At 73.8% G+C, this 24,039-nt stretch carries 25 protein-coding genes and 1 pseudogene; 15 read left to right on the top strand and 11 right to left on the bottom strand.

All coding sequences use genetic code 11. From position 1 onward, the window contains the following. Window positions 1–40: 40 nt before the first annotated feature. A pseudogene (locus tag KPF47_RS14270) lies at window positions 41–898 on the top strand (NAD(P)H-dependent flavin oxidoreductase); the annotation flags it as partial. 126 nt (window positions 899–1,024) lie between these two features. Here the strand turns inward: KPF47_RS14270 and KPF47_RS14275 are convergent. After that, complete coding sequence (locus KPF47_RS14275) at window positions 1,025–1,357, bottom strand: DUF397 domain-containing protein (protein ID WP_374108859.1); 333 nt, start codon at window positions 1,355–1,357, stop codon at window positions 1,025–1,027. 85 nt (window positions 1,358–1,442) lie between these two features. Between KPF47_RS14275 and KPF47_RS14280 the strand changes: the two genes are divergently transcribed. Then, window positions 1,443–1,739, top strand: coding sequence for a hypothetical protein (locus KPF47_RS14280; RefSeq protein ID WP_224389960.1), 297 nt, complete (start codon window positions 1,443–1,445; stop codon window positions 1,737–1,739). 21 nt (window positions 1,740–1,760) lie between these two features. On the opposite strand, the gene KPF47_RS14285 is transcribed toward KPF47_RS14280, so the two are convergent. Further along, window positions 1,761–1,985, bottom strand: coding sequence for a hypothetical protein (locus tag KPF47_RS14285; RefSeq protein WP_224389291.1), 225 nt, complete (start codon window positions 1,983–1,985; stop codon window positions 1,761–1,763). A 191-nt stretch (window positions 1,986–2,176) separates the two neighbouring features. Here KPF47_RS14285 and KPF47_RS14290 point away from each other — a divergent pair, with 191 nt between their 5' ends. The 3 genes from KPF47_RS14290 to KPF47_RS14300 all read left to right on the top strand — a co-directional run bounded on the left by KPF47_RS14290 (window position 2,177) and on the right by KPF47_RS14300 (window position 4,051). Continuing rightward, window positions 2,177–2,482 (top strand): hypothetical protein, encoded by a 306-nt coding sequence (locus tag KPF47_RS14290; RefSeq protein ID WP_224389292.1) that lies wholly within the window; start codon window positions 2,177–2,179, stop codon window positions 2,480–2,482. A 156-nt stretch (window positions 2,483–2,638) separates the two neighbouring features. After that, window positions 2,639–3,460, top strand: coding sequence for a Bax inhibitor-1/YccA family protein (locus KPF47_RS14295; protein WP_224389293.1), 822 nt, complete (start codon window positions 2,639–2,641; stop codon window positions 3,458–3,460). 147 nt (window positions 3,461–3,607) lie between these two features. After that, on the top strand, window positions 3,608–4,051 hold the full coding sequence (locus tag KPF47_RS14300; protein ID WP_224389294.1) for a hypothetical protein: 444 nt from the start codon (window positions 3,608–3,610) through the stop codon (window positions 4,049–4,051). A gap of 143 nt (window positions 4,052–4,194) precedes the next feature. On the opposite strand, the gene KPF47_RS14305 is transcribed toward KPF47_RS14300, so the two are convergent. After that, complete coding sequence (locus tag KPF47_RS14305) at window positions 4,195–5,415, bottom strand: acetyl-CoA C-acetyltransferase (protein WP_224389295.1); 1,221 nt, start codon at window positions 5,413–5,415, stop codon at window positions 4,195–4,197. A 114-nt stretch (window positions 5,416–5,529) separates the two neighbouring features. Between KPF47_RS14305 and KPF47_RS14310 the strand changes: the two genes are divergently transcribed. Genes KPF47_RS14310 through KPF47_RS14320 form a run of 3 tightly spaced genes read left to right on the top strand, consistent with a single transcriptional unit; the run spans window position 5,530 to window position 8,575 of the window. Further along, a complete protein-coding gene (locus KPF47_RS14310; protein ID WP_224389296.1) occupies window positions 5,530–5,991 on the top strand; it encodes a pyridoxamine 5'-phosphate oxidase family protein in 462 nt (153 codons plus the stop codon). A gap of 29 nt (window positions 5,992–6,020) precedes the next feature. Beyond that, window positions 6,021–7,391: a cystathionine beta-synthase gene (locus KPF47_RS14315; RefSeq protein WP_224389297.1), complete on the top strand. Its 1,371-nt coding sequence runs from the start codon at window positions 6,021–6,023 to the stop codon at window positions 7,389–7,391. 38 nt (window positions 7,392–7,429) lie between these two features. Next, on the top strand, window positions 7,430–8,575 hold the full coding sequence (locus KPF47_RS14320) for a cystathionine gamma-synthase (protein WP_224389298.1): 1,146 nt from the start codon (window positions 7,430–7,432) through the stop codon (window positions 8,573–8,575). An 18-nt stretch (window positions 8,576–8,593) separates the two neighbouring features. On the opposite strand, the gene KPF47_RS14325 is transcribed toward KPF47_RS14320, so the two are convergent. Further along, window positions 8,594–8,821: a hypothetical protein gene (locus KPF47_RS14325; RefSeq protein ID WP_224389299.1), complete on the bottom strand. Its 228-nt coding sequence runs from the start codon at window positions 8,819–8,821 to the stop codon at window positions 8,594–8,596. Between the two features lie 129 nt (window positions 8,822–8,950). Here KPF47_RS14325 and ilvA point away from each other — a divergent pair, with 129 nt between their 5' ends. Beyond that, a complete protein-coding gene (gene ilvA / locus KPF47_RS14330) occupies window positions 8,951–10,135 on the top strand; it encodes a threonine ammonia-lyase (RefSeq protein WP_224389300.1) in 1,185 nt (394 codons plus the stop codon). A 63-nt stretch (window positions 10,136–10,198) separates the two neighbouring features. Here the strand turns inward: ilvA and greA are convergent, their stop codons facing one another. Beyond that, a complete protein-coding gene (gene greA, locus KPF47_RS14335; RefSeq protein ID WP_224389301.1) occupies window positions 10,199–10,687 on the bottom strand; it encodes a transcription elongation factor GreA in 489 nt (162 codons plus the stop codon). A 473-nt stretch (window positions 10,688–11,160) separates the two neighbouring features. On the opposite strand from greA, the gene mca reads away from it, so the two are divergent. Then, window positions 11,161–12,108, top strand: coding sequence for a mycothiol conjugate amidase Mca (gene mca, locus KPF47_RS14340; RefSeq protein WP_374108847.1), 948 nt, complete (start codon window positions 11,161–11,163; stop codon window positions 12,106–12,108). 98 nt (window positions 12,109–12,206) lie between these two features. Further along, window positions 12,207–12,509 (top strand): hypothetical protein, encoded by a 303-nt coding sequence (locus tag KPF47_RS14345; RefSeq protein WP_224389302.1) that lies wholly within the window; start codon window positions 12,207–12,209, stop codon window positions 12,507–12,509. A gap of 61 nt (window positions 12,510–12,570) precedes the next feature. Here KPF47_RS14345 and KPF47_RS14350 read toward each other — a convergent pair whose 3' ends face one another. After that, on the bottom strand, window positions 12,571–13,197 hold the full coding sequence (locus KPF47_RS14350) for a hemolysin III family protein (RefSeq protein WP_224389920.1): 627 nt from the start codon (window positions 13,195–13,197) through the stop codon (window positions 12,571–12,573). A 116-nt stretch (window positions 13,198–13,313) separates the two neighbouring features. Here KPF47_RS14350 and KPF47_RS14355 point away from each other — a divergent pair, with 116 nt between their 5' ends. Continuing rightward, entirely contained in the window at window positions 13,314–14,084 is a 771-nt protein-coding gene (locus KPF47_RS14355) for an isoprenyl transferase (protein ID WP_224389303.1), read from the top strand. A 133-nt stretch (window positions 14,085–14,217) separates the two neighbouring features. Here the strand turns inward: KPF47_RS14355 and KPF47_RS14360 are convergent, their stop codons facing one another. Then, on the bottom strand, window positions 14,218–14,643 hold the full coding sequence (locus KPF47_RS14360) for a hypothetical protein (RefSeq protein WP_224389304.1): 426 nt from the start codon (window positions 14,641–14,643) through the stop codon (window positions 14,218–14,220). A gap of 995 nt (window positions 14,644–15,638) precedes the next feature. Beyond that, window positions 15,639–16,007, bottom strand: coding sequence for a hypothetical protein (locus tag KPF47_RS14370; RefSeq protein ID WP_224389305.1), 369 nt, complete (start codon window positions 16,005–16,007; stop codon window positions 15,639–15,641). A 629-nt stretch (window positions 16,008–16,636) separates the two neighbouring features. Here KPF47_RS14370 and KPF47_RS14375 point away from each other — a divergent pair. Both KPF47_RS14375 and KPF47_RS14380 read left to right on the top strand, forming a co-directional pair. Continuing rightward, complete coding sequence (locus KPF47_RS14375; RefSeq protein WP_224389306.1) at window positions 16,637–17,593, top strand: hypothetical protein; 957 nt, start codon at window positions 16,637–16,639, stop codon at window positions 17,591–17,593. A gap of 364 nt (window positions 17,594–17,957) precedes the next feature. Then, complete coding sequence (locus tag KPF47_RS14380) at window positions 17,958–19,328, top strand: PhoH family protein (RefSeq protein ID WP_224389307.1); 1,371 nt, start codon at window positions 17,958–17,960, stop codon at window positions 19,326–19,328. Between the two features lie 52 nt (window positions 19,329–19,380). On the opposite strand, the gene KPF47_RS14385 is transcribed toward KPF47_RS14380, so the two are convergent. Together KPF47_RS14385 and KPF47_RS14390 are read right to left on the bottom strand one after the other, a co-directional pair. Continuing rightward, on the bottom strand, window positions 19,381–20,205 hold the full coding sequence (locus tag KPF47_RS14385; protein ID WP_224389308.1) for a class II aldolase/adducin family protein: 825 nt from the start codon (window positions 20,203–20,205) through the stop codon (window positions 19,381–19,383). A gap of 43 nt (window positions 20,206–20,248) precedes the next feature. Beyond that, entirely contained in the window at window positions 20,249–21,694 is a 1,446-nt protein-coding gene (locus KPF47_RS14390; protein WP_224389309.1) for a GuaB1 family IMP dehydrogenase-related protein, read from the bottom strand. Window positions 21,695–21,828: 134 nt separating this feature from the next. On the opposite strand from KPF47_RS14390, the gene KPF47_RS14395 reads away from it, so the two are divergent. Next, window positions 21,829–22,563, top strand: a complete 735-nt coding sequence (locus KPF47_RS14395; protein WP_224389310.1) for a UTRA domain-containing protein — start codon at window positions 21,829–21,831, stop codon at window positions 22,561–22,563. Here the strand turns inward: KPF47_RS14395 and KPF47_RS14400 are convergent. Beyond that, window positions 22,494–24,023, bottom strand: coding sequence for an ATP-dependent DNA ligase (locus tag KPF47_RS14400; protein WP_224389311.1), 1,530 nt, complete (start codon window positions 24,021–24,023; stop codon window positions 22,494–22,496). The genes KPF47_RS14395 and KPF47_RS14400 overlap by 70 nt on opposite strands. Between the last annotated feature and the right edge of the window lie 16 nt (window positions 24,024–24,039).

Below are 24,039 nucleotides of genomic sequence, written 5' to 3' on the forward strand. Positions count from 1 at the left end.
CACCCGTCACGGGCTGCGCGTGCCCGTCCTGGAGGCCCCGATGGCCGGGGCCTGCCCGCCGGAGCTGGCGGCCGCGGTGGCCGCGGCGGGCGGCATGGGCGCGGCGGGCGTCGTCAACGACACCCCGGAGACGATCGCCGGCTGGGCCGCCCGCTTCCGCGCGCTCGCCGGGCCGGCGCCGTTCCAGCTCAACCTCTGGGTCCCCGACCCGCCCGCCGACGACGACGTGGGCCTGCAGACCGCCTACCTCGACACCCTCGGGGGTACGCCCGCCCCGGCGGGCGGCCCCGGGCCGTCGTTCGACGAGCAGCTGGCCGCCGTCGTGGCGGCCCGGCCCACGGTCGTCTCGACCATCATGGGGCTGCTCACGGCCGAGCAGGTCACGGCGGTGCACGGGGCCGGCTGCGCCTGGTTCGCCACGGTCACCACCCGTGCCGAGGCCGTCGCGGCGCAGCGGGCGGGGGCCGACGCGGTCGTGGTGCAGGGCATGGAGGCGGGCGGGCACCGCGGTACCGCCGACCCCGCGGACGCCGAGGCCGTCTCGGTCGGGCTGCTCGCGCTCCTGCCCTGGGTGGCCGATGCGGTCGACGTCCCGGTGGTCGCCGCGGGCGCTGTCGGCGACGGCCGGGCGCTCGCCGCCGCGCTCACCCTCGGCGCGAGCGCGGTGCAGGTGGGGACGGCACTGCTGCGCAGCCCGGAGGCCGGGATCGACGAGGGCTGGTCCGCCCGGCTCGACGGCCTGGACCCCACCGGTACGACGACCACCCGCGCCTACACCGGACGGCTGGCCCGCGGGATCGCCACCGACTTCGTGCGCGCCTGGACGCTGCCGGGCGCTCCGCCCCCGGCCCCCTACCCCCATCAGCGACGCCTGGTGGCCCGCTACCGCGCGGGCGAGCCCGGCGCGGTCGACCGGGTCAACCTCTGGGCCGGGCAGGCCGCGGGCCGCGCGACGACGGACCCGCGTCGGAGGTGGTCGGCCGGATGTGGCGCGATGCGGAGGCGCTGCTGCCGTGAGCCCGGCTCAGTCCCGGGTGGGGTCCACCATGTCGTCGAACTCCCCCTTCTTGGCGCCGTCGACGAACGCCGAGATCTCGTCCGGGGTGTAGACCAGCACCGGCCCCTCGGGGTCGCGGGCGTTGCGGACGGCGACCTGGCCGTCGTCGAGTACGGCGAACTCCACGGTCCGCCCGTCCGTGGTCCCGGCCGGGCGACGCCACGTCACGGGGCCCAGATCTGCTGCGCGCGTGCCGTTCGGGTGGGTCATGGGGGACCTCCGGATGTGTCCGCTGCGTCCGTTTGACTGCGGAGAGTATCGAAAAGACTGTGCAGGCGATCTTGCATCCGCACGTGTCATCCGTGACGATGGAAGGACCGACACGCCGAGGGAGCCAGGAAATGCGCCGGTCGACGCACGGATCTGCCGTCGGGTGGACCTCGTCGTGACCGCCGGACGGCTGAACGACGACGGCGGCCCCGACGTCCTCACGTTGACGTCCGTTCTCGACGGTCGTGCACACAAGGTGACCGACTCGGAACTCTGTGCGCCGCACTCGATGCGCACCGGCCGGTACGCGGCGCTGTGCGGGCACCTGGTGGCCCCGGCCCCGCTCGTCGAGGCCGCCGGGGTGCCGTGCGGCCGATGCGTGCAGCTCGACCCGACGCCCCCGGCGGAAGAGGCGACCCGACGACCCGGCCGCCGTCGCGGCTGGGGTCTGCGCCGGATGCTGCCGGCCTGAGCCGGCACCGCACCCGATCCGTCAGCGGGCCAGTCGCTCCGGGTCGGGCTGCTCGTGACGGCGCAGTGGTCCCCGCGTGCGTCGCTCCAGGTACCGGCGTCCCGCGCGGGTCAGCTTGCTGAACGTGTTGGGGCCGCGACGGCGCTCGACGGCATCACCGATCTTGCCCAGTAGCCACGCCAGCAGCGGCGCACCGACCGCCAGCAGCAGCCACACACGCAGATGCCGGGAGAGCAGGACCCACATGGCCGGACCGTCCTTTCGCCAGGTCGCGACGGGGCACCGTCGCCGGACGCGCCGACAGTAGTGCGGCCCGCCGTGCCGCGCCCGTTGCGAGGTGACGGCCCGTGACCGACTCCGTACGGGATCGTTGTACGACGTGAGGGTGGGTCCGGCTGCCCCCGGCCGGGCGCCCGCTTCTGCGAGGAGGTAGGCCCGTGTCCGCTCCGGGTTCCGGCAGCGTGGTGGTCGTGGCCGTCGCGCTGCTCGTCGTCGCCGTCCTGGTCAGTCCCGCCGGTCGCCGCGCCGCGGTCGCCGCGCTCGGCTCGGTCGGGCGCTGGCCCGCGTTGATCCGCGCCGAGATGCGCGGTGACGCGCCGCTGTCCGGCGGGCGGGCCGACCCCGTCGACCCCGCCGATGCCGACGACCGTCGCTTCGACACCACGCCCGAGCTGCCGGCGGTGCGGGCCGAACCGCTGCCGCCGACCTCGACGTTCCCGCAGGTGCGACACCCGCGGAGGTGATCACCACCCGTTGTGGGGGACGGGACTGCCGCCGGACGGTCCGGACGCGGTAAATTTTCTTTTACCAGCGGGAACCCCCGGCGCTCCCTCGGCGTTGCACACGTGTGAGGGCCTGCCAGAGGTGGGCCCCGCACACGTCCGTCGAGGAGGATCCAGGTGCGCTCCACGAGCAACCCGGCGTTCCGCAACCTGCCCACACAGCAGCAGGGCGGCTACGCCACGTTCGACCGCTCGGGTGGCGGCATGATGGGCGGGGGCGCCGCCATGGCCGGCTCCCAGTCGTCCTACGTCGACCCGACCCAGGCCACCCAGGACACGGGCCGGCCGATCACGGTCGACGACGTCGTCCAGAAGACCGCGATCAGTGCGGGTCTCGCTCTGGTCGCCGGCATCCTGACCGTGATGTCGGGGCTGTACATCCTGGCCCTGCCGGCGTTCATCGTCGGACTGGTCGTCTCGCTGATCGTCATCTTCAAGCAGAAGCCCAGTGCTCCGCTCACGCTGGTCTACTCGGGCGCGATGGGTGTCGCCCTGGGTGGCATCACCGGGATGATGCAGCAGAGCCCCGCCATGCAGGGGATCGGCATCCAGGCCGTCATCGGCACCGCCGGTGTCTTCTTCGGGATGCTGGTCGTCTACAAGACCGGCGCCGTGCGGGTCACGCCGCGCTTCACCAAGTGGATGATGGGCGCCCTGATCGGCGTCGTCGTTCTCATGCTGGCCAACCTGGTCGCGAGCTTCTTCATGGAGGGCGGCTTCGGCCTCCGTGACGGCGGCCCGCTGGCCATCCTGTTCAGCATCGTCGTGATCGGTGTGGCGGCGTTCAGCCTGCTGCTCGACTTCGACGCCGCGGACAACGCGGTCAAGGCCGGTGTCCCGGCGAAGTACTCCTGGTACCTCGCGTTCGGCCTGATGACCACGATCGTCTGGCTCTACATCGAGATCCTGCGCCTGCTGAGCTACCTGCGTCAGGACTGACCCGGGCACCCACGACCCGGCCCGTGAGGGCCGGGTACGGCCGGAATCGCCCCCTCCGGTCGTGCGCGCCGCGGACACCTCAGGTGTCCGCGGCGTCGTCGTGTCCGGGGGTGGCCGGATCGGTGCGGGCGTCGTAGCGTCGGTGCCGTGCCCGGGAACGACCCGGTCGTCACCGGGATCGCCGTCCTCCTGGGGATCGCGTTCGGGCCCGCGGTGCTGGTGGGGCTGCTGGTACGGCTGCCCCGCCTGGTGCGACGGGTCGCCGCGCGGCACCGCCGTCCCGGGCCACCGCGCCCGGCCGGGCCGCCGCTGGAGCGGCTCGTCGCCGACCTGCGACGCCTCGACCGGCTGCGTCGCGGGCCGCAGCCCGCCGTCCGGGTCCGGCGGCTGGCGCTGCTGGCCGCCTACGACGACGTCCTGCTCGACGTCTGCCGCGCCGTCGGCATCGAGGATCCGCCGTTGCGCGCCCCCGTCGAGGCGGGCGGGACGCAGGGCGCCCTCGACGCCGCCCGGGAGCTCGCCCGGCTGCGCACCGAGGCCGCGATCGAGGCCACCGGCGTCCGCATCGAGCCGCCCGGCCACGCGGCCTGACCGGTCGTCGTGGCCCGCGCGGGCCCGTCACGACCTCCGCGGCGGGGCGACGGCGACCCGGCGGGTGGACGGCTCCCGGGGGCGGAACGGGGACGGGCCGGCCCGCGCGAGGCGGACCGGCCCGTTCGTCGGACAGGGGTGGGTCAGGCGAGGTTCTCGATGACCAGGGCCATGCCCTGGCCGCCGCCGACGCACATCGTCTCGAGCCCGTACCGGCCGCCGGTGCTGCGCAGGCCGTTCATCAGGGTGGTGGTGATCCGGGCGCCGGTCATGCCGAACGGGTGGCCCAGCGCGATCGCACCGCCGTGCACGTTCAGCTTCGCCTCGTCGATACCCAGGTCGCGGGCGCTCGGCAGCACCTGCGCGGCGAAGGCCTCGTTGATCTCCACCAGGTCGATGTCGTCGATCGTGAGCCCGGCGCGGCGCAGGGCCTGCTGCGAGGCCTCGACCGGGCCGTAGCCCATGATCTCCGGCGACAGCCCGGTGACCCCGGTCGAGACGACCCGGGCCAGCGGCGTGACCCCGAGCTGCTCGGCCTTGGTGTCGGACATGACCACCAGCGCGGCCGCGCCGTCGTTGAGCGGGCACGCGTTCCCGGCGGTGATCCGTCCGTCAGGACGGAAGACCGGCTTGAGCTGCGAGATCTTGTCGTAGGTGGTGCCCGGACGCGGGCCGTCGTCGGTGTCGACGACGGTGCCGTCGGGCAGCGTCACCGGGGTGATCTCGCGCGCGAAGAAACCGTCGGCGATCGCGGCCTCGGCGCGGTTCTGGGACTGCACCGCGAAGCGGTCCATGTCCTCGCGGGACACGTCCTTGTACCGGGCCAGGTTCTCCGCGGTCTGCCCCATCGAGATGTAGGCGTCGGGCAGCAGGCTCTGGTCGCGGGGGTCGGTCCAGCTGTCGGCGCCCTTCTCCGCGGTCTCGGCGGTGCGGGCCTCCGCGTCGGCGAACAGCGGGTTGTGGGTGTCCGGCCACGAGTCCGAGGTGCCGCGGGAGAAGCGGGAGACGGCCTCGACACCGGCGGAGACGAACACGTCGCCCTCGCCGGCCTTGATCGCGTGCAGCGCCATCCGGGTCGTCTGCAGCGACGACGAGCAGTACCGCGTGATGGTGGTGCCGGGCAGCGAGTCGTAGCCGAGCTGGATCGCGACGATCCGGGCCAGGTTGTTGCCCTGCTCCCCACCCGGCAGGCCGCAGCCGAGCATCAGGTCGTCGATCTCGGCCGGGTCCAGCTGCGGGACCTGGTCGAGGGCGGCGCGGACCATCTGCACGGCCAGGTCGTCCGGGCGCATCCCGGCCAGGGACCCCTTGTTCGCGCGGCCGATCGGGGATCGGGCCGCGGCGACGATCACGGCTTCGGGCATGGGGACGTCCTCCTCCATCGCAGGTACCTCTCGGTCCGGACCGTACTCGTGGGTAACAGGTGATCGGGAGACGGCGTGACGAAACAGTCAGGGGTGCCCGGCATCCTGTGCCCCATGACGTCGTGGGGAGACTTCCGGCGGGCCGAGCCCGCGTTCGCCGACCTGTCCGAGCGGATCCTGCGGCGGGGGATCGCGCTCGTGATCGCGACGCTGCGCGCGGACGGCTCGCCGCGGGTCTCGGGGATCGAGGTGGTGCTCGACGACGCCGCCGGCGACACCGAGCTCTCCTTCGGGTCGATGCCGGGTGCCCGCAAGGGTGCCGACCTGCGGCGCGACCCGCGGTTCGCGCTGCACGCCACACCCGCCGACCAGTCCGGCGGGGACCTGGGGGACGGCGACCTGAAGGTGTCGGGCCGGGCGGTGCTGCAGGGGCCGCTGTCCGGCCCGGTCACCGGGGACGCGTTCCGGGTGGACCTGGCCGAGGTCGTGTGGACCGGGCTGAACGAGGACCGGAACCGCCTGGTGGTGCGGTGGTGGACGCCCGGCGGCGGGGCGCACGAGGTCTCGCGCGGGTGAGTGCGGGCGGGCGGTGCGAGGATGCGTCCATGCGTTACGTCGAGCACGTCGTCGACCTGGTCGGGAACACACCCCTCGTCCGGCTGGGAGCGACGGCCGAGGGCATCGCCCCGCCGGTCCTGGCCAAGGTCGAGTACCTGAACCCCGGCGGATCGGTGAAGGACCGCATCGCCCTGCGGATGGTCGAGGCCGCCGAGGCCTCCGGCGAGCTGCGTCCCGGCGGCACGATCGTCGAGCCGACCTCGGGCAACACCGGCGTCGGGCTCGCCATGGTCGCGCAGCGCAAGGGCTACCACTGCGTGTTCGTGTGCCCGGACAAGGTGGGCGAGGACAAGCGGAACGTCCTCAAGGCCTACGGCGCCGAGGTCGTCGTCTGCCCGACGGCGGTCGATCCCGAGCACCCGGACTCCTACTACCGGACCTCCGACCGGCTGGTCCGCGAGATCGAGGGCGCCTGGAAGCCCAACCAGTACGCGAACCCGGCCAACCCGGAGTCGCACTACCACTCGACCGGCCCGGAGATCTGGGAGCAGACCGAGGGCCGGATCACGCACTTCGTGGCAGGGATCGGCACCGGCGGCACCATCTCGGGAATCGGCCGCTACCTCAAGGAGCGGTCGGACGGGGCGGTGAAGATCATCGGCGCCGACCCGGAGGGCTCGGTCTACTCCGGCGGCTCCGGCCGTCCCTACCTGGTCGAGGGTGTGGGCGAGGACTTCTGGCCGACCACCTACGACCGCGACATCTGCGACGAGATCGTCGCCGTCTCCGACGCCGACTCCTTCGAGATGACCCGCCGCCTCGCCCGCGAGGAGGCGCTGCTCGTCGGCGGCTCCTGCGGGATGGCGACCGTCGCGGCCCTGCGGGTGGCCGCGACCCTGCCCGCGGACGCCGTGGTCGTCGTGCTGCTGCCCGACGGCGGCCGCGGCTACCTCGGCAAGGTCTTCAACGACCGCTGGATGGCCAGCTACGGCTTCCTCCCGCCGTCGCAGGGCGCGACCATCGGCGACGTGCTGCGCCGCAAGGACGGCGCGCTACCCTCCCTGGTGCACGCCCACCCGAACGAGACCGTCGCCGACGCCGCGCTCTACCTGCGCGAGTTCGGCGTCTCGCAGATGCCCGTGGTCAAGGCGGAGCCGCCGGTCATGGCGGCCGAGGTCGCCGGGTCGGTCAGCGAGCGCGACCTGCTCGACGCGCTGTTCACCGGGCGGGCCAAGCTCTCCGACCGGCTCGAGGACCACATGTCCGACCCGCTGCCGACCCTCGGTGCCGGTGAGTCGGTGCAGGACGCGATGGAGGCGTTCGCCAAGGCCGACGCCGCGCTGGTGCTGGAGGACGGCAAGCCCGCGGGCGTCGTCACCCGGTCCGACGTGATCGCCTTCCTCGGCGGCAACGCCTGATCCGGCCCGCGTGGGCGCCGGGAGTAGCCTCGGCGCCCATGCAGGGCTTCTCCACGCGCGCCATCCACGCCGGCCAGGTGCCGGACCCGACGACCGGTGCGGTCACCACGTCGATCCACACCAGCTCCACCTACGCCCAGGACGGTGTCGGCGTGACCCGCGGGGGCTACGAGTACTCCCGCAGCGCCAACCCGACCCGGACCGTGCTGCAGGAGCAGCTGGCGGCGCTGGAGGGCGGGCGGCACGCGTACGCGTTCGGCTCCGGGATGGGCGCCACCGACACGCTGCTGCGGATCCTGCTGAAGCCCGGTGACCACCTGGTCATCCCGCACGACGCCTACGGCGGCACCTTCCGCCTGGTCGACAAGGTGCTGTCCGGGTTCGGTGTCGAGCACACCCCGGTCGACCTGGCCGACCACGACGCGCTGCGTGCGGCGCTGCGCCCCACGACGAAGCTCGTGTGGTGCGAGACGCCGACCAACCCGCTGCTCGGCATCGCCGACATCGCCGCCCTGGCCGGGGTCGCGCACGCCGCCGGGGCGCAGCTCGTCGTCGACAACACCTTCGCCTCGCCGTACCTGCAGACGCCGCTGGCACTGGGCGCCGACGTGGTCGTCCACTCGACGACCAAGTACGTGGGCGGGCACTCCGACGTCGTCGGCGGCGCGCTGGTCACCGACGACGACGCGCTGGCCGAGCAGATCGCGTTCGTCCAGAACTCCACCGGCTCGGTGCCCGGCCCGTTCGACGCCTGGCTGACCCTGCGCGGCGCGAAGACCCTCGCGGTGCGGATGGAGCGCCACTGCGACAACGCCGAGCGCATCGCCGAGATGCTCGCCGCGCACCCCGCGGTGTCCTCGGTGCTCTACCCGGGCCTGCCCGGGCACCCGGGCCACGAGGTCGCGGCCAAGCAGATGCGCCGGTTCGGCGGCATGGTGTCCTTCCTCGCCGCGGGCGGGCGCGACGCGGCGCTGCGGATCTGCGCGGGCACCCGGCTGTTCACCCTGGCCGAGTCGCTCGGTGGGGTGGAGTCGCTGATCGAGCACCCGGGCGAGATGACCCACGCGTCCACGGCGGGTTCGATGCTCGAGGTGCCGGACTCGCTGGTCCGGCTGTCGGTCGGGATCGAGGACGCCGACGACCTGCTCGACGACCTGCGCGCCGCCCTCGACGCCGTGCGCTGAGGCCGGCGCCGGCGCGGGTCAGCTGCGGGACTGCTCCGGGGACGGCGCGGGCTCCCGGACGACGGGCGGTGGCGGGACCACCAGGTCACCCGGGTCCACGCAGCCGCCGACCAGCGACCACGTGCCGTCGCCGCGGGCCTCGTAGCGGCCCGGGTCCGCGCAGCCCGCGTCGTGCACGGTCGCCACCGCGAGCGAGGCCAGTGCGGCGGCCAGCAGCAGGGGTGCTGTCGTGCGCAGACGCGTCATTCGCGAGTCCCTCCCGACACCGGGCGCGCAGGAGACGTCACGCCCGGTGAGACACCGGCGAGGTTACCCGGGGCAGTGCGAGACTGCCGGAATGGCCGCCCCCGTCATCCCCCGGTCACCGCCGACGACGTGCTCTCCGCCCGCGAACTGCTGTCCGGGGTCGTGCGCACCACGCCCGTCGCCGGTGCCCGCGCCCTGTCCGACCTGACCGGAACCCCGGTCAGGCTCAAGTGCGAGAACCTGCAGCGCACCGGGTCGTTCAAGATCCGCGGTGCCTACACCCGGATCGCCCGGCTGTCCGACGACGAGCGCGCCGGTGGCGTCGTCGCGGCGTCGGCGGGCAACCACGCCCAGGGAGTCGCGCTCGCGGCGCAGCTGCTGGGCGTGCGGGCCACCGTGTACATGCCCGAGCGCGCGGCGCTGCCCAAGGTCGACGCGACCCGTGGCTACGGCGCCGAGGTCGTGCTCACCGGGCGCACCGTCGACGACGCCGTCGAGGCGGCCGTCGCGGCCGCCGAACGGTCGGGTGCGGTGGTCGTGCACCCCTTCGACCACCCCGACATCATCGCCGGGCAGGGCACCGTCGGCTGCGAGATCCTCGAGCAGGTCCCCGACGCCGGCACCGTGCTCGTCTCCGCGGGCGGCGGTGGGCTGCTCGGCGGGACCGCGGCGGTGCTGCGTGCCGCCCGGCCGGACATCCGGATCGTCGGGGTACAGGCGGCGGGCGCCGCGGCCTGGCCGTCGTCGCTGGCGGCGGGTGAGCCACTGCCCGTCGGCGGGATGCGCACCATGGCGGACGGGATCGCCGTCGGTCGACCGGGGGACATCACGTTCGCCCAGGTCAGCAGCCTGATCGACGAGATGGTCACGGTCTCGGAGGACGCGTTGTCCGCAGCCCTGCTGCACTGCCTGGAGCGGGCGAAGATGCTGGTCGAGCCGGCCGGCGCCGCGTCCGTCGCGGCGCTGATGGAGCATCCGGACCGCTGGCCGGGTCCGGTCGTGTGCGTGCTGTCCGGCGGCAACGTCGACCCGCTCGTGCTGCTGCAGGTCATCCGGCACGGGCTGGTCGCGTCGTCCCGCTACCTCACGCTGCACCTGCGGATGCCCGACCGTCCCGGCGCGCTCGCCGAGCTGCTGGCGCGGGTCGGGCGGCTCGGGGCCAACGTCACCGACGTCGCGCACTCGCGGATCAGCGGTGCGCTGGCGGTGGGGGAGGTCGACGTGGAGCTGAGCGTGGAGACGCGCGGGCCCGAGCACCGCGACGCGATCGTGGCCGACCTGCGGGAGGCCGGGCACGCCGTCGCGACGCCGTGAACGGGCCCGGACACGCGAACGGGCCCGGCCGACCGGCCGGGCCCGTTCCGCGGGCGGGGTGGATCAGCCGGTGAAGGCCTCCACCGACACCAGCGTCACCTTCATGCTGCCGCCGTCGGGCAGCTGGTACTCGCGGGTGTCGCCCGGCTTCGCGCCGAGCAGCGCCGCACCGAGCGGGGAGTTCGGGGAGATGACCTGCAGGTCGCCGTGGCTGCCCTCCTCACGGGAGCCGAGCAGGACCTTCTCGGTCTCGTCGTCGTCCTCGTAGCGGATCTCGAGGACGGTGCCGGGGGAGGCCTCGTCGGAGCTGGACGGCGTGGTGCCGACCTGGGCGGTGCGCAGCAGCTCCTGCAGCTGGCGGATCCGGGCCTCCTGCTGGCCCTGCTCCTCGCGCGCGGCGTGGTAGCCGCCGTTCTCCTTCAGGTCACCCTCCTCGCGGCGGGCGTTGATCTCCGCGGCGATGACGGGCCGGTTCTCGATCAACCCGTCCAGCTCGGCCTTCAGCCGGTCGTAGGCGTCCTGGGTCAGCCAGGTGGCCTGGGTGTCCGTCACCGTCATCAACTCCTCCAGGAAAGCAGGACGTGTCGCCGCCGGGACGCCTGGCGCCCGGCGGGCACACGGGGGTGGCGGCTCCGAGCAGCACGCCCCGAGTAAGGAAAAACACGACCCGCCTGCGGGTCGTGTGGGGCTCACCTTACCACGGAGCGTGCCGCTCGTCGCAGCCTTTCGATGAACGGGCACCGGTCCCGGATAGTTCCCTGTGTAGCAATATTCGCAGGTAGCAGGGTTACCGTCGGGGCCGCTCCGCTCCGGCGGCCCGCACGTCGACCGCCCGTCGCAGGCCGGTGCCCGGGTGGGAACAGATGGTGCCGGTGACGGCGTTGCCGCTGCCGGAGCCCGTGCTCGGCGCGGTTCCTGTCGGTCCCCTCTGCCAGGATCGTCCCTGAGCACGACCTCGCCGCCCGGCGCCGGCCGACCGACCGGCGCGGGACCCGAGTCCGGTGACCGTGGAGGAACCCGCCCCGATGGCTACGCAGCACACCCCGTCCGCCCCGCGTCCGGCCCAGCCGCCGGCGCCCGGCGAGCGTCCCCGGCTGATGACGGTGCACGCCCACCCCGACGACGAGTCGTCGAAGGGCGCGGCCACCACCGCCCGGTACGTCGACGAGGGTCACGAGGTCATGGTCGTGACCTGCACCGGCGGCGAGCGGGGCAGCATCCTCAACCCCGCGATGGAACGGCCCGACGTCCTGGAGAACATGACCGCGGTCCGCAACGCCGAGATGGCGCGCGCCGCCGAGATCCTGGGCGTGCAGCACGTGTGGCTCGGCTTCGTCGACTCCGGCCTGCCCGAGGGCGACCCCAAGCCCCCGCTGCCCGAGGGCTGCTTCGCCCTCGGCGACGTCGAGGAGCAGACCGCCGCGCTGGTGAAGGTCATCCGGGAGTTCCGCCCGCACGTGATCGTCACCTACGACGAGAACGGCGGCTACCCGCACCCGGACCACATCCGTACCCACGTGATCTCGATGGCCGCGTGGGAGGCCGCCGGCGACCCGGCGCGCTTCCCCGAGGCCGGCGCCCCGTGGCAGCCGCTGAAGCTCTACTACGGCCACGGCTTCTCCAAGGCCCGGCTGGAGGCGTTCCACGACGCGATCGTCGAGTCCGGTCAGGAGTCGCCGTACGCCGAGTGGCTCGAGAACTGGAAGAGCGACCGCCCCGACCCCGGTACCCGGGTCACCACCAAGGTCCCGTGCTCGGACTGGTTCGCCCGTCGTGACGACGCGCTGCGGGCGCACGCCACCCAGATCGACCCGGAGAGCCGGTTCTTCTTCACCCCGCTCGAGGTGCAGGCCCGGGTGTGGCCCACCGAGGACTACGAGCTCGTGCACTCCCTGGTCGAGACCGAGGTGCCGGAGGACGACCTGTTCGCCGGCATCCCGGTCGAGGCGGGGGAGCGCCGTCGCGCCGGGTGAGGGCGCACGGGGCCCACGGGTAGCCTGGTCACCGGCCCGTCCCGAAGCTGCGGGGTGGTGCCGGTGACCCGGGAACCGGAGTACGGAGGCGCGCGGCGGTGCAGGTCGAGAACGTGACGGCTGTGGTGAACCAGGTCGTGACGGGCCTGCTCGTCCCGATGCAGGACCGGCCCCCGCCCCCCGGGCAGCTGCCGGAGTTCGGCAATGCGGCGCCCGCCGGGCTCGCGATCGTGCTGCTCCTGCTCCTCGCGACGGTGTTCCTCATCCGGAACATGAGCAAGCGGATCACCCGGCTCCCCGAGTCCTTCGACGACGGCGCCGACGGCACGGGCGGTGCCGACGGCACCGGTTCGGCGTCGGGTGCGGTGGCCGATCGCGACGCCGGGCCGACCCGCTCCTGAGCCGTCGCGGTCCCGCCGGGCTGCACCCGGCGCCGCGGGGACGCGTGCCGGCGCCGGTGGGTCAGCGCAGCAGGACCAGCCAGATCGCGACGTGGTGACAGGCCCACGCCAGCACCGTCGCGGCGTGGAACAGCTCGTGGTAGCCGAACGTCGCGGGCCAGGGGTCGGGGCGTCGTAGCGCGTACACGACCGCTCCGACGGTGTAGAGGGCCCCGCCGGCGAGCAGCAGCACCAGTGCGGCGACCCCGCCCCCGGCCAGGAGCCCGGGCAGCACGAACACCGCGACCCAGCCGAGCGCGACGTAGATCGGCACCCCGACCCACGCCGGCGCGGTCGGCCAGGCGAGCTTGAGCGCGACCCCGGCCAGCGCCCCGCCCCAGACGACGGCCAGTACCCACGTCGCGGTGGAGGCGGGCAGCGCGAGCACCGACACCGGCGTGTAGGTCCCGGCGATGAACAGGAAGATCATCGAGTGGTCGAGGCGCTTCATCAGCCGTCGCCGGGCCGGGTCGGCCCAGGTGCGCCGGTGGTACAGCGCGCTGATGCCGAACAGCCCGAAGGTGGTCAGCGTGTAGACGGCGGTGGCCACGGCCGCGGCGGCCCCGACCAGCGCGCCCGCGACGCTGATGAGCGCGGCGCACGCGAAGACGGAGCCGACGAGGCTCCACAGGTGCAGCCAGCCCCGCATACGGGGCTTGAGCGGGGCGGACGGGGCGATATCCACGCAGCCCGACGTTACGTGGCGCGACAGCAGGGGTCCCGTCCGGCGGACGAACGCCACACCCCGGACTAGGCTCCCTGCACGTGGCCCTCCGAGACCTGCTCTACACGGTGTACGAGCGCAGGATCCTGCGTCAGATCGCGGGGGCAGAGCAGCCCAGGCACGTGGCGCTCATCCTCGACGGCAACCGTCGCTGGGCGCGGGAGGCCGGGCTGGCCGATCCCGCCGAGGGACACCGCGTCGGGGCGGCGAAGATCGCCGAGATGCTCGGCTGGTGCTCCGAGGTCGGAGTCGAGGTCGTCACGGTGTTCCTGCTGTCGACCGACAACCTGGACACCCGCTCGCCGGAGGAGCTCAAGGACCTCCTGGAGATCATCGCCGGGGTGGTCGACGACCTGTCCGGTCCGGACACCCCGTGGCGGCTGCGGGTGGTCGGCGCGATGGAGCTGCTGCCGAACAGTCTGGCCGAGCGGCTGACCGCGGCCGTGGCCCGCACCAGCGACCGCGGGGGCATCCAGCTCAACGTCGCGGTCGGCTACGGGGGCCGCCAGGAGATCGCCGACGCCGTCCGCAAGATGCTGCTGACCCAGGCGGAGGCGGGGCGGACCATCGAGGAGCTCGCGGAGTCGCTCGACGTCGACCACATCGCGGAGCACCTCTACACCTCCGGACAGCCCGACCCGGACCTGGTCATCCGGACCAGCGGGGAGCAACGGCTGTCGGGGTTCCTGCTGTGGCAGTCGGCCCATTCGGAGTTCTGGTTCTGCGAGGCCTACTGGCCCGAGTTCCGGCGCGTCGATTTCCTGCGCGCGCTGCGCGACTTCGGCGCACGACACCGCCGTTTCGGCGGATGAATTCAGATCGACCGTAACCTCCAGCCGACTCGCTCGTTATAGGTGCCCGGAAATGGGGCCGGCGGGCCCGGGGAACGGGAAAGGCCCCGGGAGCGGGCTCCCGGGGCCTTCCGCGCGTCGCTGACGCGAGGTCTTACTTGCCGTGGTGCTTGCCACCGTCGATGTCGACCTTGTCGCCGTTGTCGGCGGCGTTGGTGCAGTCGACGCTGTTGTCGGACTTGACGCCCGACTTGTTGTACGCCTCGCTGAACAGGCCGCCCAGGGCGCCCTGGACCAGGCTGTTGCCGTTGAGGGCGGTCCCGCAGGCCTGCGGCGAGACGTTGATGTTGTTGTTGGACAGGTTCACCAGGCCGGCGCTGTTCTTCTGCGCGACACCCTCGGAGTCCTCGACGGTCGAGGCCTTGGCCTTGTTGCCGCTGAAGTAGCTCTCGTGGGACTTGGTGTTACCGCTGTCCTTGATGTAGGTGTCGCCGCCGTGCTCACCCGCGAACGCGAGCGGGCTCAGCGCGACGAGCGACGCGGCGCCGGCCGCGGCAACGATTCCAGCCTTCTTCAGCACAGTCCGTCTCCTGTTAGTCGGAGAGTGCGCCCGACCAAGGTGCGCGACTCTCAGTACCTGTCGACGCTCGAACCGGGGAGCCCGCATCGACTGCGTGTCAATCTAACGGACGCTTTCCCGCTCGACAATCTGACCCTGCGTAATTCTTGTGCGACGCCGGCGAACCATTCGTGTACCTGGGGATTCGTCGCCGCAATCGCAGCGCGGTCGGCGTGGCGTGCGGGCGTGTCGGGGCTGCGCCGGTCGGGGCAGCGGGGCGCGCGCCGTTCGGGGGAGGGTGCGGCCGGTCGCCACGGCGCCGGGATCCGGCTGTGTGGCCCGCCGGGCCGGTGGACGTCGGCCGGACGGGCCGGGCGAGGGGGGACGCGGGCCGGGCCGTAGGCGACACGACGCCGTTCACGCGCGAGGCGCAGCGGGTGGTGACGGGGGCCCGGGGTCCCGGACGGCGGCAGGGCGTGAGGCGGCGGGTGCGGCGGAGCGGAGGGGCCTGGTCGACCGGTGGGCGGCGACCTGTGAAGGGCGGCGGTGTGAGGAGGCCCGGACGGCGGGCGGCCGGCGGCGGGCGCCGGGCCGACGCGTGGGCGGCGGGGCGTCAGGGGCCGTCGGGTCGACGTGCGGGCGGCGGGGCATGCGGGGCCGACGCGCGGGCGGCGGGGCCGTGCGGGGGCCGCCGATCCGATCCGCGGACGGTGGGACGTCAGGGGCGCTGGTCGCCGGGCACGACCGGAGGGCAGGACGGTGCGAGGGCGGCAGCGCGGCCGGGTGTCAACGCGTCCCGTTCGGACACGAGCCAGGATCGTGTACGGAGCGTGGTCGGTTCGCCGAGGACGCGGAGTAGCGCGCGGAGCTGTCGACACGACGGAGTGGTCGATGTCGCGACCGCGCGGGAAACGGTGACCGCGACGGGATCGCGGTCACCCGGGAGTGGATTCGGGAGTGGACGCGAAAATGCCCCGGAGTAGAAGCTCCGGGGCATTCTCAGATCTGCGAGGAGATCAGCCGATCGAGTCGCCGGCGCCGGCCTCCTGGCCGCAGTTGTCGGACTGGTCGGTGACCGAGTCGCCCGACTTGGCCTTGGCGTCGCCCAGGATGCCCAGGGCACCGGTGACACCGTTGAGGGCGGAGGCGTCCTCGACCGGGACCTGCACGCCCAGCACGTTGACCGGGACGTTATTGTTGCAGGCCTGGACCGGCACGTTGACGTTGTTGCCGTTCAGGCCGGCGATGAGGCCCTTGGCGTCCTTGTCGATGACGTTCTCGGCACCGTGGTGGTGGCCGCCCTTGTGGCCGTGGTCGCCGTCCTTGTCGCCGGCGAAGGCGAGCGGGGACAGGGCGAGCAGGGACGCGGCGGAGGCCGCAACCACGATTCCAGCCTTCTTCAGCACAGTTTTCTCCTGTTGAGTCTCGAGTCCGCCCGAAGCCGGTCTCACGCGTGCCGGCACGCTGACGAGGGGGAGCCCGTACCGACTGCGAGAAAAGCTACCGGTGTTATTCCTGCGAAACAAATCCCGTGACCCTATCGGGGTACACTTTCACGGACGGTTCCGATACTCCCTAAATCGGTTGTCCCGGCCCGGCGTGGCCGAGCCGTCATCCGCCGGTTTCGTGCACTCTGCGTGGTCGGATACCTCCGAACGGACGCGTCACCGGGCGCCTGCGCCGTCGTTCCGCTGCGGACGCGCCTACGCTCCGGGGATGGACCTGCTGCACGCGACGGCGGAGCTCGCGTCGCGGGTGGACCGGTTGCGGCCGGGCGTGCTGGACGGCCCGCCGCCCTACCCGTCGGTCGCCCGGCGGGTGGCCGCGGAGCCGGCCCCGGACCCGGCGGTGCTGGTCCGCACGGCCGGCCGGCTGCGCGGCGAGGTCGCACGCGCCGGGCTGCCGGACGGCCGGCGCCGGTACCTGGACGCGCTCCTGGTCTCGCTGCGGTGCCAGGCCCGGTCACTCGCCGGCCACGACCTCGGGTACGTCGAGCAGGTCCGCGACCTGTTCGGTGTCGTCCCGCGCCGCAGCGAACCCGACGAGCTGCGCGAGGCGCACCGCCGGCTGGCCGACGTCCTGCCCGGCCGGGGTCCGCTGGCCGCCCGGATGCGGGACCACCGGGACGCCGACGTCGTCCCGGGGGGACCGGCTGGCGGGTGCGGTCACCGCCGTCGTCGCCGAGCTGCGCCGTCGCACCCGTGAGGGGCTCGGTCTCCCGGCGGGCGAGCACGCCGAGGTCGATCTCGTCGGGGCCCGCCCCTGGACGGCGTTCACCCGCTACCGCGGCCGGCTGCGCAGTCGGATCTCCGTCGCCACGGCCGGACGGGTACGGGCCGGGTCGCTGCTGCCCCTGCTCGCCCACGAGGCCTACCCGGGCCACCACGTGCAGTACTGCCGGGCCGAGGTCGCCGCGGCACGACACCCGGAGCTGGCACTGCGGCTGGTCCACAGTCCGCAGGGGCTGGTGGCGGAGGGGGCGGCCGAGGCCGCCGTCGATGTGGTGCCCGGTCCCGGCTGGGGCCCGGTCGCGGAGCGCGTCCTGGCCGGTGCGGGCGTGCACGTCGACGGTCCGGCGGCCGAGCGGATCGAACGGGAGCTGGACCTGCTCGGCCGGGTCCGGCTGGACGCGGCCCTCCTGCGCCACGTGGACCGGGCGGGCCCCGACGAGGTGCTCGCCCACCTGTCGCGCTGGCTGCTGGTCGACGACGAGCGGGCGAGGCGGATGCTCGACTTCCTCGACCACCCCCAGTGGCGCACCTACCCGGTGACCTACGCCGAGGGTGGACCGCTCGTGCGCGCCCGGCTCGCCACCGCCCCGGACGGGCCCGTGGCCGCGTTGGCGACCCTGCTCGACTCCCCGGTCCTGCCCGCGGATCTGGTCACCGACGGTGGCACCCCCCGGGGCGACGACGGCCGCGGGGCGATGGTCGCGACAGCCGGGGTACTCCGTCCGCCGTGCCCGCACTGAGCCGAACGGCTCGCCGCCGAACGAGGTGTCGCCCGCCGATCCGACGCCGGACGGTATCGATCACACGATGAACGGCACGTTACGACTGTTCCATCAGGGGTCAACGCAGGGATCCGACGGAGAGTTGCTATTGACCGCACGAGGGTGACCACTAGTAGCGTCCATGACGACGGGCTGTACCCGATGCGGCCCGTTCGGGAGGCCCTGGAGTGGTGTCACACGCACCCGAGAGGGCCGGCACCCGGCCCTTGCGGGCGTGCCGGCCGGAGGACCGCCATGGTCCCTCCGCGTCGTCGCGGCCCGCACCGGGGCCGGCCGGCCCGACGCAGAGCAGATGCGGTGCCGCGTCTGCGAGGGAGCACCCGTGACCGATCGTCGTCCCGCCCTCACCGACCCGACCTCCGCACCGCAGGGGTCCGTCGGGGACGCACCGGCAGGTACCACCCGCTGCTACGTGCTCGACACGTCCGTGCTGCTGTCCGACCCCTGGTCGCTGCAGCGCTTCGACGAGCACCAGGTCGTCCTGCCGCTCGTCGTCATCAGTGAGCTGGAGGCCAAGCGTCACCACCCGGAGCTGGGCTGGTTCGCCCGGACCGCGCTGCGCCAGCTCGACGAGCTGCGCGTCCGGTACGGCCGGCTCGACGCACCCGTGCCGATCGGCGACGCCGGCGGCACCCTGCACGTCGAGCTGAACCACTCCGACCCCACGGTCCTGCCGGCCGGGTTCCGCACCGACTCCAACGACTCGCGGATCCTGGCCTGTGCGCTGAACCTGAAGGCGGACCCGTCCGTGCCGCCGGACGTCACGCTGGTCACCAAGGACATGCCGTTGCGGGTCAAGGCGGCCGCGGTCGGCCTGGACGCCGACGAGTACCACGGCCAGGACGTGCTGTTCTCCGGCTGGACCGGGATGACCGACCTGGAGGTGACCCCCGACGACGTCGACGCCCTGTTCCGGGACGGCGTCATCGACCACGACGAGGCGCGCGACCTTCCCTGCAACACCGGGCTGCGGCTGGTCGGGGCGTCGAACGCGCTCGGGCGGGTCACCGCGGACAAGCGGGTCAAGCTGGTGCGCGGGGACCGGGAGGCCTTCGGGCTGCACGGACGCTCGGCCGAGCAGCGGGTCGCGCTGGACCTGCTGCTCGACAACGAGGTCGGGATCGTCTCGCTCGGCGGGCGGGCCGGGACGGGCAAGTCGGCGCTCGCGCTGTGCGCGGGTCTGGAGGCGGTGCTGGAGCGACGGCAGCACCGCAAGATCGTCGTCTTCCGGCCGCTCTACGCGGTGGGCGGGCAGGATCTCGGCTACCTGCCCGGCAGCGAGGTCGAGAAGATGCAGCCCTGGGCGCAGGCGGTGTTCGACACCCTGGGCGCGATGGTCAGCCAGGACGTCATCGACGAGGTCATCGCCCGTGGGCTGCTGGAGGTCCTGCCGCTGACCCACATCCGGGGCCGGTCGCTGCACGACACCTTCGTGATCGTCGACGAGGCGCAGTCGCTGGAGCGCAACGTGCTGCTCACGGTGCTGTCCCGGCTCGGGACGGCGTCGCGGGTCGTGCTGACCCACGACGTGGCGCAGCGCGACAACCTGCGCGTCGGGCGGCACGACGGTGTCAACGCCGTCATCGAGAAGCTCAAGGGGCACCCGCTGTTCGCGCACGTCACCCTGACCCGCAGCGAGCGCTCGCCGATCGCCGCGCTGGTCACCGAGATGCTGGAGGGACCCAACTCCTGACGACCGCACACGGCCCCCGTCGGCAGCCGCCGACGGGGGCCGTGTCGTGTGCTCAGTCGAACAGGTCCGGGTCGGTGCGGACGACCTCGTCCCACAGCGGCTGGTAGGAGAACCAGCCGGCGTAGGGCGTGCCGGTCTGCTCGGCGGTGAACCGCGCGTTCGCGTGGTCGACCAGCGTCGGTGTCCCCGCGGCCTCGGCCAGCAGCTGCGCCTGGCAGTTCCGCTCGGTCGAGATGAACCACCAGGCGGCCTCGGCGACCGTCTCGCCGACCGAGAAGATGCCGTGGTTCTGGTGGAACACCATCCGTCGGTCGGTGAGTCCCCGGGCCAGCGCGCGTCCGGCCTCGGGATCGAGCACGACCGCGCCCGCACCCTCGTGGACGACACCGTGGTTCTCGTAGAGGGCGCACGCGTCCTGGGTGATCGGGTCGAGCGGGCGCCCGAGCGAGGACCACGCCTTGCCGTACACCGAGTGGGCGTGCGCGGCCGCCACGACGTGCGGGTGCGCCTCGTGCACGGCCGAGTGGATGACGAACCCGGCCTGGTTCACCGGGCGGTTCCCGTGCCGGACCGTGCCGTGGTGGTTGACCATGACCAGGTCCGAGACCCGGATGTGCCGGAAGCTCATCCCGAACGGGTTGACCCAGAACATCTCCGGGTCCTCCGGGTCGCGCACCGTGATGTGCCCGGCCACGCCCTCGCCGAAGCCGAACCGGCCGAAGATCCGGAACGCGCCCGCCAGCTGCTGCTTGCGGTGCAGCCGCTCCTCGGCGGAGGTGGCGAACGTCGGCGGCGTCGGCAGGCCGCCGGTACCGCCGCCGTCGAGGGCGGCGGTACCGGAGCTGCGGGTGGACGTGTCCTGCGTGGGGGCGGCCATCTCCCGACCGTGCGCCGGATCACGCCCCGGGTCAAGCGGTGGGTCAGAGCCCGTGCGGGGTGCCCTCGGTGAACCCGGCTGTGGTCTGCACCCCGACCAGGGAACGCTCGTGCAGCTCGTCCACCGAGCGGGCGCCCGCGTAGGTGCAGGCCGAGCGGACGCCGGAGCAGATCTCGTCGAGCACGTCCTCCACCCCGGGACGCTCCGGGTCCAGGCGCTGCCGGGACGAGGAGATGCCCTCCTCGAACAACGCCTTGCGGGCCCGGTCGAACGCGTTGTCACCGCGGGTGCGGGCGCCGACGGCGCGCTTGGACGCCATCCCGAACGACTCCTTGTACGCGCGACCCTGCTCGTCGCGCAGCAGGTCACCGGGCGACTCGTAGGTGCCCGCCAGCCAGGAACCGATCATCACCGAGGCCGCGCCCGCGGCCAGGGCCAGTGCGACGTCGCGCGGGTGGCGCACCCCGCCGTCGGCCCAGATCACGGCGCCGCGCTCGCGGGCCGCCGCCGCGCACTCGGCGACCGCGGAGAACTGCGGGCGTCCGACGCCGGTCATCATCCGGGTCGTGCACATCGCGCCCGGGCCGACACCGACCTTGACGATGTCGGCGCCGGCGTCGACCAGGTCCGCGACGCCGTCGGCGGTCACCACGTTGCCCGCCGCGACCGGCACCGCCGCCCCGGCCTCGTCCACGACCCGGCGCACCGCACCCAGCGCGTCGAGCATCTTCTCCTGGTGGCCGTGCGCGGTGTCCACGACGAGGACGTCCACGCCGGCGTCGAGCAGCGCCTTCGCCTTCACCGCGACGTCGCCGTTGATGCCGATCGCGGCCGCGGTGCGCAGCCGGCCCGCGCCGTCGAGGGCGGGCGAGTAGATCCCGGCGCGGATCGCGCCGAGCGGGGTGAGCAGGCCGGCGAGCCGCCCGTCGCCGTCCAGGCCCAGTGCGACGGTCTTGCGGCGGGTGTCGAGCTGCTCGAACACCTCCCGCGGCTCGGTCCCCAGCGGCAGCACCAGCGGGTCCGGGTCGAGCACGTCGGCGAGCCGGGTGAAGCGGTCCACCCCGGCACAGTGCGCCTCGGACACGGTGCCGACCGGGCGGCCGCCGTCGTCGACGACCACCACGGCGTCGTGCGCCCGCTTGGGCAGCAGGTTCAGCGCGTCGGCGACCGCGTCGGAGGTGCGCAGCACCAGCGGGGTGTCCCACACCGGGTGCCGGGACTTGATCCAGGACACGATCCCGGCGACGGCGTCGGTCGCCACGTCCTGCGGGAGCACCGTCAGCGCGCCGCGCCGGGCCAGCGTCTCGGCCATCCGCCTGCCGGCGACCGCGGTCATGTTCGCCGCGACGACGGGAACGGTGGCCCCGGTCCGGTCCGGTGCGGTGAGGTCCACGTCGAAGCGGGAGGTCACCGTGGAGCGGCGCGGGACGAGGAAGACGTCGTCGTAGGTCAGGTCGTGCTCGGGCCGGCGGTCGTCGAGGAAGCGCACGGTATCAGGACTGTACGCCCCCGACCGTGTCGTCACGTGCGCGTCACCTGTCGACAACCGTCGGGCAACCACCGCTGCCTACCGTCGGGTACATGCCGGTGCCGTCGCCGAACCCCCGTGTGCGTGCTGCCGACGTGCGCCGGCTCCGTGACCTGCTGCGCATCGCCGTGGCCGGGCGCGGGATCCCGGGGGACCTGCTGCCCGGCGAGGACGAGCTGATGGTGCGCCACGGTGTGCCGCGCGCCGCCGTCCGGGCCGCGCTGGGGCTGCTGTGCGAGGAGGGGCTGCTGGGGCCCGGGCCGACCGCGCACCGGATCCTCGCCCGCCCGCACTACCCCGGGCGGGCCGCGGTCACCGGTACGGGCACCCGGCTCCCGCGCTGGCTGGAACGCACCGGGATCGCCGCGCCCGACGTGCTCGCCGAGTGGCTCGGCGTGCCGGTCGGGGCACCGTGTCTGCGCACCGAGTGCGTCTCGGCGACGGCCGGTGGCGGCGCGGTGCTGGAGACCCACTACGTGACGACCGCGGCCGCGGCGCGGCTGCTCGCGGTGCCCGGGACCGGTCCCTTCGACCCGCAGCTGTCCGAGGCCGGGCTGCGTCCGGCGTCGGCGGGCACCCGCTCCGGGCCGGTGCCGGCCGACCCGGACTCCGCGATGCTGCTCGGTGTCGCTGCCGGTGCCCCGTTGCTGGGCGCCGAACGGACCCTGACCGGCGAGGACGGCCGCGTCCTCGCGGTCAGCGTGCTGCGGGCCGACCCGGCCGGGGCGGTGCCCGCGGCCCGCGACGCCGCCGCCTCGGCTCAGCCGGACAGCAGCGCCCGCACCGCGTCGAGGGTATCGGCCTCGTCCGGGGTCTTGTCCGGCCGGTAGCGCAGCACCCGGGCGAAGCGCAGCGCCACCCCGCCCGGGTAGCGGGTGCTGCGCTGTGCACCGTCGAGCGCGATCTCCACGACCAGCTCCGGGCGCAGGTGCACCACCCCCGGCTCCCGGGACGTCTCGTACTCCGGGAACGTGGCGGTCTGCCAGGCCAGCAGCTCGTCGGTCATGCCCTTGAACGTCTTGCCGACCATGACCGGCCCTCCGCCGTCCGGGTCCCGGGCACCGAGGTGGATGTTCGACAGCGATCCGGTGCGCCGCCCGTAGCCCCACTCGGCCCCCAGCACCACCAGGTCCAGCGTGTGCACCGGCTTGACCTTCTGCCAGGCCTTCCCACGCCGGCCGGCCGCGTACGGCGCCGCCAGGTCCTTCACCACCACGCCCTCGTGCCCGGCCGCGAGCGCCTCCTCCAGCACCGCGGCGGCCTGCTCCGGGGACGGCCGCCGCGCCCCCGGCATCCGCAGCGCCGCGTGGGCGTCCGCGGCGAGCAGCCCGGCCAGGGCGTCCAGCCGGGTCGCGGTGGGCTCGTCGACGAGGTCGCGGCCGTCGAGGTGGAGCAGATCGAAGAAGAACGGTGACAGCATCACCTCCCCGCCGGACTCCTCGGTGCCGAACCGGCTCATCGTGTCCTGGAACGGGCGGGGACGGCCGTCGTCGTCGAGGGCGAGGGTCTCGCCGTCGAGCGCCGCGGTCGCGCAGGGCAGCCCGCGCACCAGCTCCACGAGCTCCGGCACACCATCGGTGATCTCGCGCAGCGTGCGCGTCCACACCCGCACCCGGTCGCCGTCGCGGTGCACCTGGATCCGCGCGCCGTCGAGTTTGTGCTCGACGGTGACGTCGGTGCCGAGCGCGTCGAGCGCGGCGTCGAGCGAGTCACCGGGGGAGGCGAGCATCGGGCGGACCGGCCTGCCGACCTCCAGCGCCACCCCGCCGAGCGCCTCCTTGCCGCCGGACAGCGCGGTCGCCGCGGTCTCCGGGAGCCGGCCGGAGAGCATGAACGCGCGCCGCACGGCCGCCGCCGGTACCTCGGCCGCGGCGGCGACGGCGTCGACCATCAGGCCCTCCAGCGCGCCCTGGCGCAGCTCGCCGGTGAGCAGCCGGTGCAGGAACCGCTGCTCGTCGGCCGTGGCGGCGCCGTACAGCCCGGTGAGCAGCTCGCGGCGCCGGGCCGCCGAGCCCGCCCCGGCGGTGCCGGACAGCGCGTCGAGCAGCGCGTCGACCCGCTCGACCGTCAGCGACGGCTCCGCCGCCGCCGGGACGTCGACGGCCGACAGGGTGCGCCATCCGGTACCGATCCGGCCCTGCCGGGGCACCCCGGACAGCCAGGCCACGACCGGCACGACCTCGCCGGGAGCGGCGGCGCGCAGCAGCCCGGCGAGCGCGGCGGTCTTCTCCTTCCGCGCCCGGGTCGCCCCGACCGCGGCCGAGGTGGTGACGACGTCGGTGAACAGCACCGGGACAGTGAAGCAG

Source organism: Pseudonocardia sp. ICBG1293, assembly GCF_020131355.1.
Lineage (GTDB): Bacteria > Actinomycetota > Actinomycetes > Mycobacteriales > Pseudonocardiaceae > Pseudonocardia.